The following is an 18,037-nucleotide window of genomic DNA, read 5'->3' as shown; positions in this document are numbered from 1 at the left end:
GTGCGAATGGACAGAAGACTGCCTGAAAACGTCGCAAGTTCCTATGACCTGAATCAAAAACTGTATACAACTTTCGGGCTATGACACCTATCGAAACAATCTACCAGCCAGACGTCCGGGGCGGCCCTATCATCAGGTCGTCCTCACCCATCTGGAGCGTCAGTCATGTTTCTTAACAGCCTGTTGCGCAGTTTGCTCGCCGCCTACGCCTGTGGCGCCAGCGGAACCTGTGAAACACCTGAACGCGAAGTGTAGACCTTGGAACGCCGCGTGCCTGCCTTTACTCTGTGGCCATCCTGACCATGGAGTAAGGCATGACTTTAGCGTCCGTCTGTGTATTTTGCGGTGCCAGCACCGGCACCAACCCGGCTTATCGTGAAGCGGCTGTCGCCTTGGGGCGAGCATTGGCCGAGCGTAAGCTGACGCTGGTCTATGGCGGCGGTGCCGTCGGGCTGATGGGCATCGTCGCCGATGCTGCGCTGGCGGCCGGCGCAGAAGTGATCGGGATCATCCCGCAAAGCCTCAAAGACAAGGAAATCGGTCACAGCGGCCTGACTCGCCTGGAAGTGGTCGACGGCATGCATGCGCGCAAGGCGCGGATGGCCGAGCTCAGTGACGCCTTTATCGCCCTGCCCGGCGGCCTGGGCACGCTGGAAGAGCTGTTCGAAGTCTGGACCTGGGGCCAACTCGGCTACCACGGCAAACCGCTCGGGCTGCTGGAAGTGAACGGTTTCTACAGCAAATTGACGTCTTTTCTCGATCATATCGTCGGCGAAGGCTTCGTTCGCGAACCGCACCGTGACATGCTGCAAGTGAGCGAATCGCCGCAATCGCTGCTCGATGTATTGGACGCCTGGCAGCCGACAGTGGTGCCAAAGTGGATCGAGCAAAAACCCAGCTAACGGCTGGGCATCGATACAGGGCAGAATACGCGCCGCTCAACCTCACCTTCGACCCCAGAGGATCGCCCATGGCTAAACCCAATTATTCCTTCGCCAAACGTCAGAGAGACTTGGCCAAGGAGCAGAAGAAAGAGGAAAAGCTTCAGCGCAAGAAAGCTACAGCTGAAGAAGAAGCCGCCGCACTGAACCCGGATGCAGAAGGTGAAGTGGCCGCAGAAGATGATATTGAAGCACCGAAAGATCAGGCGCCCGACGCCTGAGACCCTCAGGGCCCGATGATCTGATCAGGCCCACCGGATCTGTGTCCAGGGTCAGCAACGATGTTGCTGACCCTCACAGGTCAATCTGAATACTCCCAGCCCACATACTATTTGCACATCCCTCATTGATTCTGCATGACTCCAAGGGCATCACCGTCACCCGAACCTCGGGATCATGACTGCCGCCCCCAAGAATGACTCCACGCAACGGCGAGACATCGGAAAAATCCCGGCCCCAGGCCAAGGTGATGTGTTCCAGCGCCGGCTGCACGTTGTTGGTCGGGTCGAAATCCACCCAGCCGAGCACCGGGCAAAACACTGAAACCCAGGCATGTGACGCATCAGCGCCGATCAGGCGCGGCTGGCCCGGTGGTGGCTGGGTCAACAGGTAGCCACTGATGTACCGCGCCGCCAACCCACGGGAGCGCACGCAGGCGAGCATCAGGTGAGCGAAGTCCTGACAAACACCGCGCCGGCGCTCCAGCACTTCCACGAGCGGCGTCGCCACTTGGGTCGCCTCGGCATCGAAGGTGAACTCGCTGAAGATCTTCTCCATCAGCGCCTGAACACCCAACAGCAGCGGACGACCCGATGGAAAACAGCTTTCGGAAAACTCGACGAAGTTGCGTTTCAAGTGCACGTAGGGCGATTCGAACCGGTAACGACACGCTTCCAGCAATTCGGGGGAAAGCGGCTGACTGCTGTAGGTCAGCGCGTTGCGGGTTTCCTCCCATGCGGGGGATTGATTGAAATCCAGCGCAGGCCGGGCCAGCACTTCGACAGTGAGCCGGGCATTGACCAGCAATTCATCGTGGGGCCGCTCGAACGCCAACCGGGTCAGCGGATTACCGAACACATCCAGCTCATCGCGGCGCGAAGTCGGATCGGGACTGATCTGCAATTGCTGCTCGGTGCAGCGCTGCCAGTCACATGCACGCGGCCACAGGTGCGCGAGTTGCTGAGCCAGGGACACCGGGCTGTCGTAGTGATAATGGGTGTCGTGGAGAATCTGGTAATGGGCGCTCATCAGACGGACACCGTGCGCTGGCTGACATCATCGACGTGGGCAAAATGGCGCAAGGCCAAACGATCCGACACTTGCCCACTGGCGTCGGCGATCTCCTGCAACAGGTCGGCCAACCCCTCAATGGCCGCCCGAACGCTGGCTTCGCCAAACAGCGAGTTCTCCAGGCATCCCAGATCGAACTGTGCCAAGCGTTCCACCAACGGCGGCAACCCCGCTTCGCGAGGCACGCCGAAGTCGTCATTCAAGCGTTTCAAGGTACGAGTCACCAGTTTCAACTGAAACAGCACGGCGTGAGGGTTCTGCTCGTCGAGCAGCAACAGGTCAAGCACCGGAATCAATTGCGCCACCGCCAGATACCGCGAACGGTAAGTGATGCTGCTGTTGCCCAGCTCCAGCAGCCATTCCAGCCCGGCCTGATCGAAAGCACCGGCACCGCGTAGAAATGCCGCCAGGCTGGCGCTGAGAAATTGCAGGCGTTCGATCCGGCGGCCAATCATCAGGAAGCGCCAGCCTTCGTCCCGGGTCATGTCGTCGAGGGCGAAACCGGATAACGCCGCCAGGGACATCACCAAACGGTTGAGGAAATCCAGCAATTCGCCGAAATCCGGCTCTTCGGCTTCCAGCTCCAAGGCCTCGCGCTGCAACTCCACCAGCGCCTGCCAGTTTTCCCGCGAGAGCTTGCCGCGCACCTGCGAGGCAGCCCACTGCAAACGTTGCAGGTTGGAGCGCAGGCTGAACGACCAGTCATCGCCGAGCAATGCCGCCAGCAAACGCTCCGGCAACTCGCCTTCATCGGGCAACAACATTAACCGCTCACCCAGATCGACCGCCGCCTCAAGGGCTTGCGGGTCATCGCCATCGACATAACGCGCCAGCATGATTCGCAGCAACCGCGCGCTGTCATCACAGCGTTCGCAGTAACGGCCGAACCAGAACAGGTTTTCCACCACCCGCGACGGCAGGTACGGATCACGTCTTACCAGGTCGTGGACACCGATCGTACGCTGGGTTTCCCATTGTTCACCGCTCGGCGGGCGATCGCCCAACACCCAGGTGTCTTTGCTCGCGCCACCGCGCTGCATCGACACCACTTCGGCGTCAGCCTCGGCGGCAACCCGGGTGAGGCCGCCGGGCAGAACCCGATAACCCTCGCGACTGGCCACAGCGTACACGCGCATGCCAATGGCCCGAGGTTGCAGATGCCCCTCTTCAGCCTGCCAGATCGGGGCTTGAGAGAGCTGAGCCAATTCTTGCGCAACATAGGCGTAAGGCCTGGCCTGCATGCGCTCGGCCAGCTCCTGACGCTGCTTTTCGCTCAAATCACGGCCAAACACCGGAGCGAAGCTCTGTGACGGGAAAGCCGGTTTGATCAACAACTGCGGCAATTTTTCTAGGGCCTGAGCCAGCACTGGTGCTTCACCGCACCACCAGGTCGCGATGGAGGGCAGAATCAGTTCTTCGCCGAACAGCAATTGATTGATCTTCGGCAGGAAGCCCAACAACCCCGGCGACTCCAGCACGCCGCTGCCGAGGGCATTGGCCACCAGCACTCGCCCTTGGCGTACCGCTTCCAGCAATCCCGGCACGCCAAGGGCCGAGTCGGTGCGCAGCTCCAGCGGATCACAGAAGTCATCGTCGAGCCGCCGCATGATCGCGTGGACCCGACGCAGTCCGCTCAAGGTTTTCAGGTAGACCGAGGCATCCCGCACGGTCAGGTCGCCGCCCTCTACCAGCGGATAGCCGAGCTGGCGCGCCAGATAGAGGTGTTCGAAATAGCTTTCGTTGAAACGCCCCGGTGTGAGCAGCACGATCAGCGGCACTTGGTCATCACTCGGCGCCTGACGGGCCAGGGTTTCCTGAAGCGTGCGGAAGAACCCGGCCAGGTGCTGCACTTTCAAATCGCGGTACAGCTCGGGAAAGGCCCGGGACACGATGGTGCGGTTTTCCAGGGCGTAACCGGCACCGGATGGCGCTTGCGTCCGGTCCGCCGTGACCCACCAGCGACCGTCGGGCGTACGCGCCAGATCCACGGCGTACAGATGCAGAAAAGCCCCGTCGGGTGGCGTAATGCCCTGACAAGGCCAGAGGAAGTTGTTGTGGCCGAAGACCAGTTCAGCAGGCAGCAGACCCTCAGCGATCAACCGTTGCGGGCCGTACAGATCCGCCAGCACAGCATTGAGCAAGCGTGCTCGCTGGGCGATCCCGGCCGATAACTGCTGCCATTCATCCGCAGCAATGACGTGCGGCAACAGATCAAGTTCCCACGGACGATCGGCACCCTTGGGGTCGGCGTAGACGTTGTAGGTCACGCCGTTTTCCTGAATCTGCCGGGTCAGCAGCGCCTGACGCTGCACCAATTGCGTTGGCGTGCTGCGTTGCAATTGATCGAACAACCGACGCCAGTGCGGGCGCACGACGCCACTGGCGTCGAGCAGTTCGTGATAAGTGCCCGCCGTCAGCGGGTAGCGGTCAAGCAGGTCAGGCATGGAAAGCTCGGCAGACAGCAAAGAACGGTCAGACTAACGCAAGCTCATGACGGCCGGACATACGAAAAGTCCGAGCATCGCGTACGGTTTAGAAACGTCGTAAATCGAGCGTCATCGGCAGCTCGTCGTTAATTTCCATATTGGGTATAGGAAGTTTCCCCGGTGTATGTCCGATGCGGAAGAAACGCGCCATTCGACGGCTCTCCGCCTCATTGGCGTTCACCGGCAAGCTGTCGTAGTTACGCCCGCCCGGATGGGCAACGTGGTACTGACAACCACCCAGCGAGCGCTGCATCCAGGTGTCGAGCAGGTCGAACACCAACGGCGCATGGACCGGGATGGTCGGTTGCAGGCAGTTGGTTGGTTGCCAGGCGCGGAAACGCACGCCAGCGACAAATTCGCCAACCCGTCCGGTGGGTTGCAATGGCACCGGGATGCCGTTGCAGGTCAGAAGATAACGCTGCGGCGCCAAGCCCGTGAGTTTGACCTGCAAGCGTTCCAGCGACGAATCCACGTAACGCACCGTGCCGCCAACCGCGCCCTCCTCTCCCAGCACATGCCAAGGCTCCAGCGCCTGGCGCAATTGCAACTCAATGCCGCTGACCGCCTAATCGCCAACCTTGGGGAAACGAAACTCCAGATGCGCCGCAAACCACTCGGCGCGCACGGGATAACCGGCGGTATTGAGGTCGACGATAACGTCGGCGAAATCCTGTTCGATGAAGTGCGGCAACAGAAAACGATCGTGCAGCTCAGTGCCCCAGCGCGCCAGTTTCGGCGGCGCATAAGGCTCGCGCCAGAACCGAGCCACCAGTGCCCGCAGCAACAACTGCTGAGCCAGGCTCATGCGCGCATGGGGCGGCATTTCAAACGCGCGCAGTTCGAGCAATCCAAGGCGACCGGTAGCACCGTCCGGTGAATACAGTTTGTCGATGCAAAACTCGGCACGGTGGGTGTTGCCGGTCACGTCGATCAGCAAGTTGCGCAGCAGCCGATCCACCCGCCACGGCGCGCACTTCTCACCCGGCTCAGGCATCTGAGCGAAAGCAATTTCCAGTTCATACAACGCATCGTTGCGCGCTTCATCGACCCGTGGCGCCTGCGACGTCGGGCCAATGAACAATCCGGAAAACAGGTAGGACAAGGAAGGATGGTTATGCCAGTAGCTGATCAGGCTGCGCAGCAAATCCGGACGACGCAGAAACGGTGAGTCAGCCGGGGTCGCGCCACCCAGCACGAAATGGTTACCGCCGCCGGTGCCAGTGTGCCGGCCATCGATCATGAATTTTTCGGTGGTCAGTCGGGTCTGGCGCGCTTCTTCGTAAAGAAATTCGGTGCGTTCGACCAGCTCATCCCACGTCGCGGACGGTTGCACGTTGACCTCGATCACACCCGGGTCGGGCGTGATTCGGAAGTTGCTCAGGCGCGGATCGCCGGGCGGCTCATAGCCTTCCAGCAACACTGGGCAGTGCAACTCCTCGGCGGTGGCTTCGATGGCACTGACCAGTTCCAGATAATCCTCGACCCGCTCCAGCGGCGGCATGAACAGGTACAACCGCCCTTCTCGCGCCTGCGCACAGAACGCGGTGCGGGTCAGCCAGTCGGCGGATTCATCGATCGTGGGTGCGCGCTCATCAGCAACCGCTGACTCGCCTTGGCTCTGAAGTTGCTCAGTGTCGGGCAATGCAGGGAAATCCTGATTCGGGTCCACAGGATGAATAAACGGATACTCCGCCGCTTTCACCCAAGGCTGCGAGCCGAGCGGCAAGCGATAGCCCAGCGGCGAATCCCCCGGCACCAGTCGGCAATGCTCATCGCGTAGATACCAGCGGCCACTTTGCCACTGATCGCCCTTGGCGGTACGTGCCAGCGGCAGGACCTGACCGATGACTTTGTCCAGCCCCTGACTGAAGACTTTGCGCAGGCGCGCACGCTCCAGAGGCTCTTCAAGACGTGAGTCTTCCGCGCTGACGTTCTGCGGCAAAGTGCCTTCGCGCCAGAGGTAATAGAAATTGTCTTCGTAGGCCGGAAACACAAAGCGTGTCGGAATTTTCAGGCGTTCGGCGACGCTGGCCAGAAAACGACCGGCCAGCTCGCCATCGGCACCGTAGTCTTGCTGCTCATCGGCAATCAACGCGCTGTTGTGCCAGATCGGCACATCGTCGCGGCGCCAGTAGCAGTTCAGCGACCAGCGTGGCAACTGCTCGCCGGGGTACCACTTACCCTGACCGAAATGCACCAGGCCTTTAGGGGCATAGTGGTTGCGCATGCGCTGGAACAGTTGGGCGGACAGGCGCCGTTTGTCTGGCCCAAGTGCGGCAGTGTTCCACTCGGCACCGTCCGGATCATCGATGGACACAAACGTCGGCTCGCCACCCATGGTCAGTCGTACATCACCCTCCAGCAGGTCGGCGTCGATCTGCTGACCCAAGGCCTGGATCGCCAGCCATTGCTCTTCGTTGTAGGGCTTTGTTACCCGTGGTGCTTCCCAAATCCGCTCCACCGACATTTCGTGGGTGAATTCGCACTCGCATGGTTCAACCAAGCCACTGATCGGTGCCGCAGAGCCCGGATCGGGACTGCAGGCCAGCGGAATGTGTCCTTCACCGGCAAACAGCCCTGAGGTCGCGTCCAGGCCAATCCAGCCAGCACCCGGCAAATAGACCTCGCACCAGGCGTGCAGGTCGGTGAAATCCACGTCAGTGCCTGACGGGCCGTCGAGGCTTTTAACGTCAGCGGTGAGCTGGATCAGGTACCCGGAGACGAAACGCGCCGCCAGACCGAGGTTACGCAGCAGTTGCACCAAGAGCCATGCCGAATCGCGGCAGGAACCGCAAGCCTGCTCGAGTGTGTGTTCGGGTGTTTGTACGCCTGGCTCCATGCGGATCAGGTAGCCGACGTCTTCGTTCAGGCGCTGATTGAGCGCAACGAGGAAATCAACGCTGGGCAGTGGCGTGCGGTCGATGCCATCCAGGTAAGCCTTGAACGTTGACGTCAGGGGCAAGGTTTCCAGGTACGGCGCCAGCTCTTTGCGCTCATCCGCAGCGTAGGCGAACGGGATTTTTTCGGCGTAGGGTTCAAGGAAGAAGTCGAACGGATTGAAGACCGCCATCTCTGCCAGCAGATCGACTTCGATCCGCAGCTCATCGGTTTTCTCCGGGAACACCAACCGCGCCAGGTAATTGCCCTGGGGATCCTGCTGCCAGTTGATGAAGTGCTGCTCGGGCGACACTTTCAGCGCGTAGGAGAGTATCCGCGTGCGACTGTGGGCGGCCGGGCGCAGGCGAACGATCTGCGGACCGAGTTCGACGGCGCGGTCGTAGCGGTAATGCGTGACGTGGTGCAATGCGACATGAATCGACACGGCGTGCCTCCTGCGAGCCTTAAGCGTTTTCGAAAGCGCGCAAGACTTATGCCATCCAGCAGCGCTGGCGCTTTCTGCGGTTGCTTGAGGCAGTACAGCACCAAAATCGGGCGATGCGGGGATTTGGTCAGGAGGAGTTGCACGGAAATGTTGCGGAGGGAGGGTTTGGAACGATCACGCCAACCCGAAGGTTGGCGTTCTGCTCAGCGCTAGCGAGGTTTAGCGCGGTACAACCGGCTTACGAGCAGGCTTCGGCCCCTTGCCTTTGGCCGCGTCCTTACGCTCCTTGGCCGCCTGCTGGTTGCGGGCGAACGCCGCTGCCTTGGCCTGTTCACGCTTGTCCCACGGATTACCGCCGTCGCTGGCGCGCGGTGGCAAGCCCGTGTGCTGGGTCAGGATCTTGGTGGTCTTTTCCCCTGCCACTTTATGGCTGCCGGCCGGTGTCGAGTTCTTGCGACGGGCGCTCTGGTAGCTGTCGGTCGCCGGCTGATGCAGCGGGATCAACTGGTTCTTGCCCGGCCCGATCAGGTCGGCGCGTCCCATGCGGGTCAGCGCCTCACGCAGCATCGGCCAGCCTTTCGGGTCGTGATAACGCAAGAACGCTTTGTGCAGACGACGCTGCTCTTCGCTCTTGACGATGGTCACGGCGTCACTCTTGTAAGTGACTTTGCGCAGCGGGTTCTTGCCCGAGTGGTACATCGCGGTGGCCGTGGCCATCGGCGACGGATAGAACGCTTGCACCTGGTCGGCACGGAAGCCGTTGCCCTTGAGCCACAGGGCCAGGTTCATCATGTCTTCGTCGGTGGTGCCCGGGTGAGCGGCGATGAAGTACGGAATCAGGTACTGCTCTTTCCCGGCTTCCTTGGAGTACTTCTCGAACATGCGCTTGAACTTGTCATAGCTGCCGATGCCCGGTTTCATCATCTGGTTGAGCGGACCTTCCTCGGTGTGTTCCGGGGCGATCTTCAGGTAACCACCGACGTGGTGGGTCACCAGCTCTTTGACGTATTCCGGCGACTCGACCGCGAGGTCGTAGCGCAGACCGGAAGCGATCAGGATCTTCTTCACACCCGGCAAGGCGCGGGCGCTGCGATACAGCTGAATCAGCGACGAGTGATCGGTGTTCAGGTTCGGGCAAATGCCCGGGAACACGCACGACGGCTTACGGCACGCAGATTCGATTTCCGGGGTCTTGCAGGCGATGCGGTACATGTTCGCGGTCGGGCCGCCGAGGTCGGATATGACGCCGGTGAAACCTGGAACCTTGTCGCGGATCTCTTCGATTTCGCGAATGATCGACTCTTCGGAACGGTTCTGGATGATCCGGCCTTCGTGCTCGGTGATCGAGCAGAAGGTGCAGCCGCCGAAGCAGCCACGCATGATGTTCACCGAGAAGCGGATCATGTCGTAGGCAGGGATCTTTTCCTTGCCGTACGCCGGGTGCGGAATGCGCGCATAGGGCATGCCGAACACGTAGTCCATTTCTTCGGTGGTCATCGGAATTGGAGGCGCATTGAACCAGACGTCGACTTCGCCGTGCTTCTGCACCAGCGCACGGGCGTTGCCCGGGTTGGTTTCCAGGTGAAGCACGCGGTTGGCGTGAGCATAAAGAACCGCATCAGCGCGGACTTTCTCGACCGATGGCAGGCGAATCACGGTCTTGTCGCGAGTCATTTTCGGGCTCGCCAGAATCTGCACGACCTTGGCTTCGCTCGGGTCTTCAACCGGGCCCTTTTCCTGCTCAATGGCGCAAGCCTGGGTGTCCTGGGTGTTCACGTACGGGTTAATGATCTTGTCGATCTTGCCCGGACGGTCGATGCGCGTGGAATCGACTTCGTACCAGTCTTTTGGCGTGTCGCGACGGATGAACGCGGTACCGCGCACATCAGTGATGTCTTCGATCTTGTGCCCGTAAGACAGACGCTGCGCGACTTCAACGATCGCACGCTCGGCGTTGCCGTAAAGCAGGATGTCGGCGCAGGCGTCGATCAGGATCGAGTTGCGAACCCGGTCCTGCCAGTAGTCGTAGTGGGCGATGCGGCGCAGGGACGCTTCGATGCCACCGAGAACGATCGGCACGTTCTTGTAGGCTTCCTTGCAACGCTGGCTGTAAACCAGGCTCGCGCGGTCCGGACGTTTGCCCGCCAAGCCACCCGGGGTGTAGGCGTCATCTGAGCGGATTTTTTTATCGGCGGTGTAGCGGTTGATCATCGAGTCCATGTTGCCGGCCGCGACGCCGAAGAACAGGTTCGGCTCCCCGAGTTTCATGAAGTCGTCTTTGGACTGCCAGTTTGGCTGGGCAATGATCCCGACGCGGAAGCCTTGCGACTCCAGCAGCCGGCCGATGATCGCCATGCCGAACGAGGGATGGTCAACGTACGCATCACCGGTGACGATGATGATGTCGCATGAATCCCAGCCAAGCTGATCCATCTCCTCCCTGCTCATCGGCAGGAATGGCGCTGGACCGAAACATTCGGCCCAGTACTTGGGATAGTCAAATAACGGCTTGGCTGTTTGCATGACGATGACCGGTGTTGAGATGAAAAATCGCGGGCGCGGAATATAGCACAAAAAATAACCAATTCCGACCGCTATGGTCGGAAATTAAAACCCTCGGCAACTTACTCGTCGTCGAAGTTGTAGCTGCCCGGCGCCAGGTTTTCGAAGCGGGTGTACTTACCAATGAACGCCAGTCGAGAGGTACCGATCGGGCCGTTCCGCTGCTTGCCGATGATGATCTCGGCGATGCCTTTGTGCTCCGTTTCCGGGTGGTACACCTCGTCCCGGTACACGAACATGATCACGTCGGCATCCTGCTCGATCGCTCCGGATTCGCGCAAGTCGGAGTTGATCGGACGTTTGTTCGGTCGTTGCTCCAGGGAGCGGTTGAGCTGGGACAGCGCCACCACCGGGCAGTTGAACTCTTTGGCCAGGGCCTTCAAGGATCGGGAGATCTCAGAAATCTCGTTGGTCCGGTTGTCGCCACTCGAACCCGGGATCTGCATCAATTGCAGGTAGTCGATCATGATCAGGCCGACATCGCCGTGCTCACGCACCAGTCGCCGAGTCCGCGCTCGCATCTCCGAGGGGCTGATACCCGCCGTATCGTCGATGAACAGCTTGCGATCGTTGAGCAAGTTGACCGCCGATGTCAGGCGCGGCCAATCGTCGTCTTCCAGGCGACCGGCACGAACCTTGGTCTGATCGATCCGGCCGAGGGACGACAACATACGCATGATCAGCGATTCGCCTGGCATCTCCAGCGAATAAACCAATACGCACTTGTCGCTGCGCAGCACGGCGTTTTCCACCAGGTTCATCGCAAAGGTGGTTTTACCCATGGATGGACGGCCGGCGACGATGATCAGGTCAGACGGTTGCAGGCCGCTGGTCATGCCGTCGAGGTCGGTATAACCGGTGGACAGGCCGGTAATGGCGTTGTCAGTGTTGAACAAGGTGTCGATGCGGTCGATGGCCTTGGTCAACAAGTCATTCACGCTCACCGGGCCGCCGGTTTTTGGCCGGGCCTCGGCGATCTGGAAAATCTGCCGTTCGGCTTCGTCGAGAATCTCTTCAGCCGAGCGGCCTTCCGGGTTGAAGGCGCTGTCAGCAATCTCGGAGGCAATGCCGATCAGTTGGCGCAAGGTCGCCCGCGCGCGGACAATCTGGGCATAAGCCTTAATATTGGCGACGGACGGCGTGTTTTTTGCCAGTTCGCCAAGGTATCCGAGGCCGCCGACTTGCGAGGTCTGACCTTCCTTGTCCAATTGCTCGGCAAGGGTCACGACGTCGATCGGCGAGTTCTGGTCGGCGAGCTTGGCGATCGCACGGAAGATCAAGCGGTGGTCATGTCGATAGAAGTCGCCGTCCGACACCTGATCAAGCACGCGTTCCCAGGCGTTGTTGTCCAGCATCAAACCACCGAGCACGGCCTGTTCGGCCTCGATGGAATGCGGCGGCACCTTCAGGGCAGCGGTTTGCAGATCGTATTGCTCGGGTGCGGAAATATCGTTCATGGCCACTTGGAATTGGAGGTTTCAGAAAGACAAAGGGCACGACCTGTAAACAGGATCGTGCCCGATGTTACCGGCAAGCACCCGAAGGTACCAGCCGACAAGTGCTGCTTAAGCTGCTACCACGACAACGCGTACGGTGGCTTCAACTTCGGCGTGCAGGTGCACGGCTACGTCGAATTCGCCTACGTTGCGGATAGTGCCGTTCGGCAGACGAACTTCGCTTTTTGCAACTTCAACGCCAGAGGCGGTCAGTGCATCAGCGATGTCGTGGGTGCCGATCGAGCCGAACAGCTTGCCTTCGTCACCGGCGGTGGCAGTGATAGTCACTTCCAGCTCAGCCAGTTGGGCGGCACGGCTTTCAGCCGAAGTTTTACGGTCTACTGCGGCTTTTTCCAGATCAGCGCGACGCTCTTCGAACGCAGCCAGGTTGGCAGCGGTCGCAGCGGTAGCTTTGCCGTAAGGCAGCAGGTAGTTACGACCGTAACCAGCCTTAACGTTCACTTTGTCACCCAGGTTGCCCAGATTGGTGACTTTTTCCAGAAGGATCAGTTGCATGTGAAAATCCTCTTAACTTTTAACCTTCACCGTTCGCGCTATCGACGTCTTTCGGCGTCGAACGACCGCGAAAATCAATCAGGCTGTCGACGATGGCCAAGACCACCAGCAACGGATAGATCAGCTGCATGAACAGCAACAGCGTGACGTACAACCCCACCAACCAAAACCTGGCCAGTCGCTTTTGCGCCACCAGCCCGTGAATCAGGGCCAGCCCGGCGAACACCAGCGGTACACTGCACAACGGCGTCAACATGGCCATCTGCGGACCGATGTTCGGCCCCAGAAGCATGAACGCCAGCAGTAACATCGCCAGCCCCAGCGGGAGTCTGATGGCGCGAAACTCGCGACCAAAACCACCCGGGTTGTACAACAACGCCTGCCAGTAGCGCCCGACAAGCAGGCTCAGCACACTGACGATTTGCAACAAGGCCGCAATCAGGCCGGTCAGGACCGGTGCGATCAGGGACGCAAAATGCGCTTGCTCGTCTACCGACAACTTCTGGTAGACCTCACCGAGTAGCGACGGCATGACTTTTATCAAAGCCTGCGCCAGCATCTCGATTTGAGGACCAAAAACCGTCCCCAGCACCACTGAAAACACCACTCCTATCGCTATGCTGACCAGCAGCACGCGGTTCCAGGACTCGCTTGCGCGCAAAACCAACGCAAGGCTCCAAGACCCCAACAGCACCAGAAGTGCCCGTGGGTCATCGGAGTAAAGCCACCAGACCAACGCTGGCAGCAGCCCCAGAGCAAGAACGCCCAGGGCGTCCTTCAATCCGCGCCGCAGGAGCACAAGGCAACCAGCGGCAGCACCCAACCAATACAACAACGGCAATATTGCGCATCCGGCCACTACGAGAGTGGCCTGCATACGGCCGCGCATGATGAACTCAGCTATGGCACGCATGCTTTCAATCCTTTGCTACGTGTCGACTGCCCGGTCTCAGCGGCCGTGGCTGTCGGTGTAGGCCAGCAGGGCCAGGAAGCGGGCGCGCTTGATAGCGGTGGCCAGCTGACGCTGATAACGTGCTTTGGTACCGGTGATGCGGCTTGGAACGATTTTGCCGGTCTCGGATACATAAGCTTTCAGAGTGTTGAGATCTTTGTAATCGATCTCTTTCACGTCTTCAGCGGTGAAGCGGCAAAATTTACGACGACGGAAGAAACGTGCCATGTAATAGGCTCCTCAAAAGGTCCGTGGATTACTCGTCAGCGTTATCGCTGTTGTCGCTGTCATCACTATCAGCGCTTTCAGCGCCTTCGTGCTCAGGACGGTCGCGACGCTCACGGCGCTCACTGCGGTTTTCTTCAGCCTTGAGCATCTCGGATTGGCCGGTAACGGCTTCTTCGCGACGGATGACCAGGTTACGGATCACTGCATCGTTGTAGCGGAAGTTGTCTTCCAGCTCGGCCAGGGCCTTGCCAGTGCACTCAACGTTCAGCATCACGTAGTGAGCCTTGTGAACATTGTTGATTGCGTAGGCCAGTTGACGACGGCCCCAATCTTCCAGACGGTGGATTTTGCCGCCGTCTTCTTCGATCAGCTTGGTGTAACGCTCAACCATGCCGCCGACTTGCTCGCTTTGATCCGGGTGGACCAAAAAGATGATTTCGTAATGACGCATGAATGCTCCTTACGGGTTGTAGCCTGCCGCTAAAAAGCGGTCAGACAAGGAGTGAATGACACTTATGGACTTGCTTGCGATAGACACATGCGTGCCTGCCGTCACAGCAAGGGGCGCAATTGTAGAGAAGGGATAGAAGAGGTGCAAGGCAATTGGTGATTATTTGAACAGTTCGTTCGCCCACCAATTTTTTGCTTCACCACACCCCCCTGCGAAAGCGAGCTTGCTCCCGCAGGGGGTTTGCAGCAGATCAGGACTTCTTGGCGGTTCCAGCGGCTTTGACGCCGCGCTGGCGCAGGGCCTCGAACAGGCACACGCCGGTCGCCACGGATACGTTGAGACTGCTGACACTGCCAGCCATCGGCAGGCGTACCAGGTAGTCGCAAAGATCGCGAGTCAGGCGACGCATGCCACTGCCTTCCGCACCCATGATCAGGATGGTCGGGCCGGTCAGGTCTTGCTGATACAGGTCCTGCTCAGCCTCGCCCGCCGTACCGACGACCCACAAGCCACGCTGCTTGAGTTTTTCCAGGGTGCGCGCCAGGTTGGTTACGGCCACCAGCGGAATCACTTCCGCCGCACCACAAGCAACTTTTCGTACCGTCGGGGTCAGGGTGGCTGACTTGTCTTTCGGAACGATCACTGCCAATGCGCCGGCCGCATCAGCCGAGCGCAGACAAGCACCAAGGTTGTGCGGATCGGTCACGCCGTCGAGCACCAGCAACAGCGGCGCGCCTTCGGTGCGATCGAGCAACTCGTCGAGCATCGCCTCGCCCCAGACCTGGCTTGGGCTCACGTCCGCCACCACGCCCTGGTGCACGCCCTCAACCCAGGCATCCAGCTCACGGCGCTCGGCGTTGCCGACGGCCACGCGACTTTCTTTAGCCAGCTCGATCAGCGTCTGAATGCGCGGATCACTACGGCCTTCGGCCAGCCAGATCTGCTTGACGCGTTTTGGGTGGTGACGCAGCAACGCTTCTACAGCGTGCACGCCGTAGATCTTTTCCAACTGACTCATGGCTTGGCCTTCGGTTTACGCGCCCCGCCGCTTTTGGCGGCTGGAGCAGAACCCGCTTTGGGCGGGCCTTTACGGTGTTTGCTCGGTTTGGCTGGTTTGCCGCCGGGAGCCTTGTCAGGCGCCGACCGCCCGGTCTTTCCCCCAGACGCCGCTTTACCGCCGCTCTTCGCTTCAGACAGTAGCGTCTGCTTTATTTCGCGGCTTTTGCGCAATTCGGCATTTTTCGCCGCGGCATCGCTCGGGCGATAGGCTTCTACGGCTTTTTCCTTGGCAGGACGACGACCGGTTTTCGCCGGGGCCGGCTCTGCAGCCGTTTTGGCAGCTGGCGCAGCGGTTTCAGCCCCACGCTTCTTGCGACCGATCGGCGCACTGATGGTCTTTTCAGCCATCTCGAAGTCAATCTTGCGCTCGTCGAGGTCAACGCGCATGACGCGCACTTCAACGGTATCGCCAAGACGGAAGCTGCGACCGGTACGCTCACCGGCCAGGCGGTGGTGCACAGGATCGAAGTGGTAGTAATCGCCCGGCAGCGCGGTGACGTGCACCAGGCCTTCGACGTAGATATCGGTCAGTTCGACGAACAGACCAAAACCGGTCACGGCAGTGATCACACCCGGGAACGACTCGCCCACGCGATCTTTCATGAACTCGCACTTGAGCCAGTTCACGACGTCGCGGGTCGCTTCGTCGGCACGGCGCTCGCTCATCGAACACTGCTCGCCGAGCTGCTCCAGAATCGCTTCGTCGTATGGATAGATGCGCGCTTTCGGAATGCTCATCGCGCCTGCGCGACGAACGTGCGGGGTGTCCATTTTCGAATGGATGACACTGCGAATCGCCCGGTGCGTGAGCAAGTCCGGGTAGCGGCGGATCGGCGAGGTAAAGTGGGTATAGGCTTCGTAATTCAGGCCGAAGTGGCCCTGGTTATCGGCGCTGTACACCGCCTGACTCAACGAACGCAGCATAACGGTCTGGATCAGGTGGAAATCCGGACGGTCCTTGATGCTCGCCAGCAAGGCCTGGTAATCCTTCGGCGACGGGCCGTCCTTGCCTTTGTGCAGGGACAGGCCGAGCTCGCCAAGGAAAGCGCGCAGTTTTTCCAGACGCTCCGGCGGCGGACCATCGTGGACGCGGTACAGCGCAGGGATTTCGTGCTTTTTCAGGAACTCGGCGGTGGCCACGTTGGCCGCCAGCATGCACTCCTCAATCAACTTGTGCGCATCGTTACGAACGGTCGGGCGGATTTCGGCAATTTTGCGCTCGGTCCCGAAGATGATTCGGGTTTCCTGCGTTTCGAAATCGATCGCGCCACGCACGTGACGAGCAGCCAGCAGCACCTTGTACAGCGCGTAAAGCTGCTTGAGGTGCGGCAGAACGTCGTTGTACTCACCACGAAGCTGGCGCGCCTCGGTGAGTTTCGGCGTTTCCAGCATGGCACTGACTTTGTTGTAGGTCAGGCGAGCGTGGGAGTGAATCACCGCTTCGTAGAAGCAGTAGTCGGTCATCTCGCCGGATTTGGAGATGGTCATCTCGCAAACCATGGCCAGACGATCGACGTGCGGATTCAGCGAGCACAGGCCGTTGGACAGCTGCTCAGGCAGCATCGGCACGACGCGCTCGGGGAAATACACCGAGTTGCCGCGAACCTGGGACTCATTGTCCAGCGCCGAACCAATTTTCACGTAGCTGGAAACGTCGGCGATCGCCACGTACAACTTCCAGCCGCCGGAGAACAGGCGCAGCTTGCCCGGCTTGGCTTCGCAGTAGACCGCATCATCGAAGTCGCGCGCATCCTCACCATCGATGGTCACGAACGGCAGATGGCGCAGGTCGATGCGCTTCTCTTTGTCTTTCTCTTCGACTTCCGGCTTGAGCTTGGCGGCTTCTTTCAGCACAGCCTCAGGCCAGACGTGAGGAATGTCGTAGGTGCGCAGGGCAACGTCGATTTCCATGCCCGGCGCCATGTAGTTACCCACCACTTCAACCACGTCGCCTTGCGGCTGGAAGCGTGGCGTCGGCCAGTGAGTGATCTTCACTTCGACGAACTGACCGATCTGAGCGCGGGCGTTACGGCCCGGCGTGACCAGTACTTCTTGCTGGATCTTCGGATTGTCCGCGACGACGAAACCAATACCGCCCTCTTCGAAGTAACGGCCAACGATGGTCTCATGGGCACGGGACACCACTTCGACGATCATGCCTTCGCGGCGGCCGCGACGGTCCAGACCGGAAACACGGGCCAGAGCACGATCGCCATCGAACACCAGACGCATTTGCGCAGGGCTCATGAACAGGTCGTCACTGCCGTCGTCCGGGACCAGAAAGCCGAAGCCGTCTCGGTGACCGCTGATGCGGCCCAGGATCAGATCGAGCTTGTCAACCGGCGCATAGGTACCGCGACGGGTATAGATGAGTTGAGCGTCGCGCTCCATGGCGCGCAGGCGGCGGCGCAGGGCTTCGATCTGGTCTTCTGTAGTCAGACCAAACTCTTCGACCAGTTGCTCACGGTTAGCAGGCGAACCCCGATCAGCAAGGTGCTGAAGGATCAGTTCGCGGCTAGGAATAGGGTTTTCATATTTTTCCGCTTCACGAGCGGCCTCGGGATCGAGGGACTGCCAATCGGCCATTAGAGAGTTTTCACCTTGTCTATATGCGGGTTAGTTTGGCATAGGCGTAATGAAACGGGAAATTTCAGGCTATGACAGCCCATCTAAAGCCTTTTATCGACAGCGCGAAGCTGAATTAAATGCCGCTGGTAAAATTTTCCAGGTTTTT

Annotated in this window: 12 protein-coding genes and 1 pseudogene; 2 read left to right on the top strand and 11 right to left on the bottom strand. The window is 59.8% G+C overall.

Annotated features, from left to right (window positions below; all coding sequences use genetic code 11):
• Nucleotides 1–314 precede the first annotated feature (314 nt).
• Both ACXPVS_RS10420 and ACXPVS_RS10415 read left to right on the top strand, forming a co-directional pair.
• Entirely contained in the window at nucleotides 315–902 is a 588-nt protein-coding gene (locus ACXPVS_RS10420; RefSeq protein WP_458509849.1) for an LOG family protein, read from the top strand.
• 68 nt (nucleotides 903–970) lie between these two features.
• The gene (locus ACXPVS_RS10415) at nucleotides 971–1,162 is read left to right on the top strand and encodes a hypothetical protein (protein ID WP_458509848.1); all 192 of its coding nucleotides are present in this window, start codon (nucleotides 971–973) and stop codon (nucleotides 1,160–1,162) included.
• Between the two features lie 73 nt (nucleotides 1,163–1,235).
• Here ACXPVS_RS10415 and ACXPVS_RS10410 read toward each other — a convergent pair whose 3' ends face one another.
• From ACXPVS_RS10410 to rnr, 11 genes and pseudogenes are all read right to left on the bottom strand, one after another.
• A complete protein-coding gene (locus ACXPVS_RS10410; protein ID WP_458509847.1) occupies nucleotides 1,236–2,189 on the bottom strand; it encodes a transglutaminase family protein in 954 nt (317 codons plus the stop codon).
• Nucleotides 2,189–4,675, bottom strand: a complete 2,487-nt coding sequence (locus ACXPVS_RS10405; protein WP_458509846.1) for a circularly permuted type 2 ATP-grasp protein — start codon at nucleotides 4,673–4,675, stop codon at nucleotides 2,189–2,191. Before ACXPVS_RS10405 ends, ACXPVS_RS10410 begins: the two co-directional genes overlap by 1 nt.
• 88 nt (nucleotides 4,676–4,763) lie before the next feature.
• Nucleotides 4,764–8,039 (bottom strand): annotated as a pseudogene (locus ACXPVS_RS10400) (transglutaminase family protein).
• Nucleotides 8,040–8,258: 219 nt separating this feature from the next.
• Nucleotides 8,259–10,562: a YgiQ family radical SAM protein gene (locus ACXPVS_RS10395; RefSeq protein ID WP_458509845.1), complete on the bottom strand. Its 2,304-nt coding sequence runs from the start codon at nucleotides 10,560–10,562 to the stop codon at nucleotides 8,259–8,261.
• Between the two features lie 101 nt (nucleotides 10,563–10,663).
• On the bottom strand, nucleotides 10,664–12,058 hold the full coding sequence (dnaB, locus tag ACXPVS_RS10390) for a replicative DNA helicase (protein ID WP_458509844.1): 1,395 nt from the start codon (nucleotides 12,056–12,058) through the stop codon (nucleotides 10,664–10,666).
• A 108-nt stretch (nucleotides 12,059–12,166) separates the two neighbouring features.
• A complete protein-coding gene (gene rplI / locus ACXPVS_RS10385; protein WP_458509843.1) occupies nucleotides 12,167–12,613 on the bottom strand; it encodes a 50S ribosomal protein L9 in 447 nt (148 codons plus the stop codon).
• 19 nt (nucleotides 12,614–12,632) lie between these two features.
• Nucleotides 12,633–13,526: a hypothetical protein gene (locus ACXPVS_RS10380; protein WP_458509842.1), complete on the bottom strand. Its 894-nt coding sequence runs from the start codon at nucleotides 13,524–13,526 to the stop codon at nucleotides 12,633–12,635.
• A 36-nt stretch (nucleotides 13,527–13,562) separates the two neighbouring features.
• On the bottom strand, nucleotides 13,563–13,793 hold the full coding sequence (rpsR, locus tag ACXPVS_RS10375; RefSeq protein ID WP_002551829.1) for a 30S ribosomal protein S18: 231 nt from the start codon (nucleotides 13,791–13,793) through the stop codon (nucleotides 13,563–13,565).
• A gap of 28 nt (nucleotides 13,794–13,821) precedes the next feature.
• Complete coding sequence (gene rpsF / locus ACXPVS_RS10370) at nucleotides 13,822–14,244, bottom strand: 30S ribosomal protein S6 (RefSeq protein WP_003217491.1); 423 nt, start codon at nucleotides 14,242–14,244, stop codon at nucleotides 13,822–13,824.
• A gap of 250 nt (nucleotides 14,245–14,494) precedes the next feature.
• Nucleotides 14,495–15,262 carry a 23S rRNA (guanosine(2251)-2'-O)-methyltransferase RlmB gene (gene rlmB, locus ACXPVS_RS10365; protein ID WP_458509841.1) on the bottom strand — a complete coding sequence of 256 codons (768 nt, stop codon included), beginning with the start codon at nucleotides 15,260–15,262 and terminating at the stop codon, nucleotides 14,495–14,497.
• Nucleotides 15,259–17,889 (bottom strand): ribonuclease R, encoded by a 2,631-nt coding sequence (rnr, locus tag ACXPVS_RS10360; protein ID WP_458509840.1) that lies wholly within the window; start codon nucleotides 17,887–17,889, stop codon nucleotides 15,259–15,261. Before rnr ends, rlmB begins: the two co-directional genes overlap by 4 nt.
• Nucleotides 17,890–18,037 lie beyond the last annotated feature (148 nt).

It is taken from the genome of Pseudomonas sp. Ma2-10 (assembly GCF_054330215.1).
This window is presented reverse-complemented; position numbering and strand designations above follow the sequence as displayed.

Coding starts and splice junctions, on each gene's coding strand:
- ACXPVS_RS10420 (WP_458509849.1), top strand. CDS start 315: ATGACTTTAGCGTCCGTCTGTGTATTTTGCGGTGCCAGCACCGGCACC.
- ACXPVS_RS10415 (WP_458509848.1), top strand. CDS start 971: ATGGCTAAACCCAATTATTCCTTCGCCAAACGTCAGAGAGACTTGGCC.
- ACXPVS_RS10410 (WP_458509847.1), bottom strand. CDS start 2,189: ATGAGCGCCCATTACCAGATTCTCCACGACACCCATTATCACTACGAC.
- ACXPVS_RS10405 (WP_458509846.1), bottom strand. CDS start 4,675: ATGCCTGACCTGCTTGACCGCTACCCGCTGACGGCGGGCACTTATCAC.
- ACXPVS_RS10395 (WP_458509845.1), bottom strand. CDS start 10,562: ATGCAAACAGCCAAGCCGTTATTTGACTATCCCAAGTACTGGGCCGAA.
- dnaB (WP_458509844.1), bottom strand. CDS start 12,058: ATGAACGATATTTCCGCACCCGAGCAATACGATCTGCAAACCGCTGCC.
- rplI (WP_458509843.1), bottom strand. CDS start 12,613: ATGCAACTGATCCTTCTGGAAAAAGTCACCAATCTGGGCAACCTGGGT.
- ACXPVS_RS10380 (WP_458509842.1), bottom strand. CDS start 13,526: ATGCGTGCCATAGCTGAGTTCATCATGCGCGGCCGTATGCAGGCCACT.
- rpsR (WP_002551829.1), bottom strand. CDS start 13,793: ATGGCACGTTTCTTCCGTCGTCGTAAATTTTGCCGCTTCACCGCTGAA.
- rpsF (WP_003217491.1), bottom strand. CDS start 14,244: ATGCGTCATTACGAAATCATCTTTTTGGTCCACCCGGATCAAAGCGAG.
- rlmB (WP_458509841.1), bottom strand. CDS start 15,262: ATGAGTCAGTTGGAAAAGATCTACGGCGTGCACGCTGTAGAAGCGTTG.
- rnr (WP_458509840.1), bottom strand. CDS start 17,889: ATGGCCGATTGGCAGTCCCTCGATCCCGAGGCCGCTCGTGAAGCGGAA.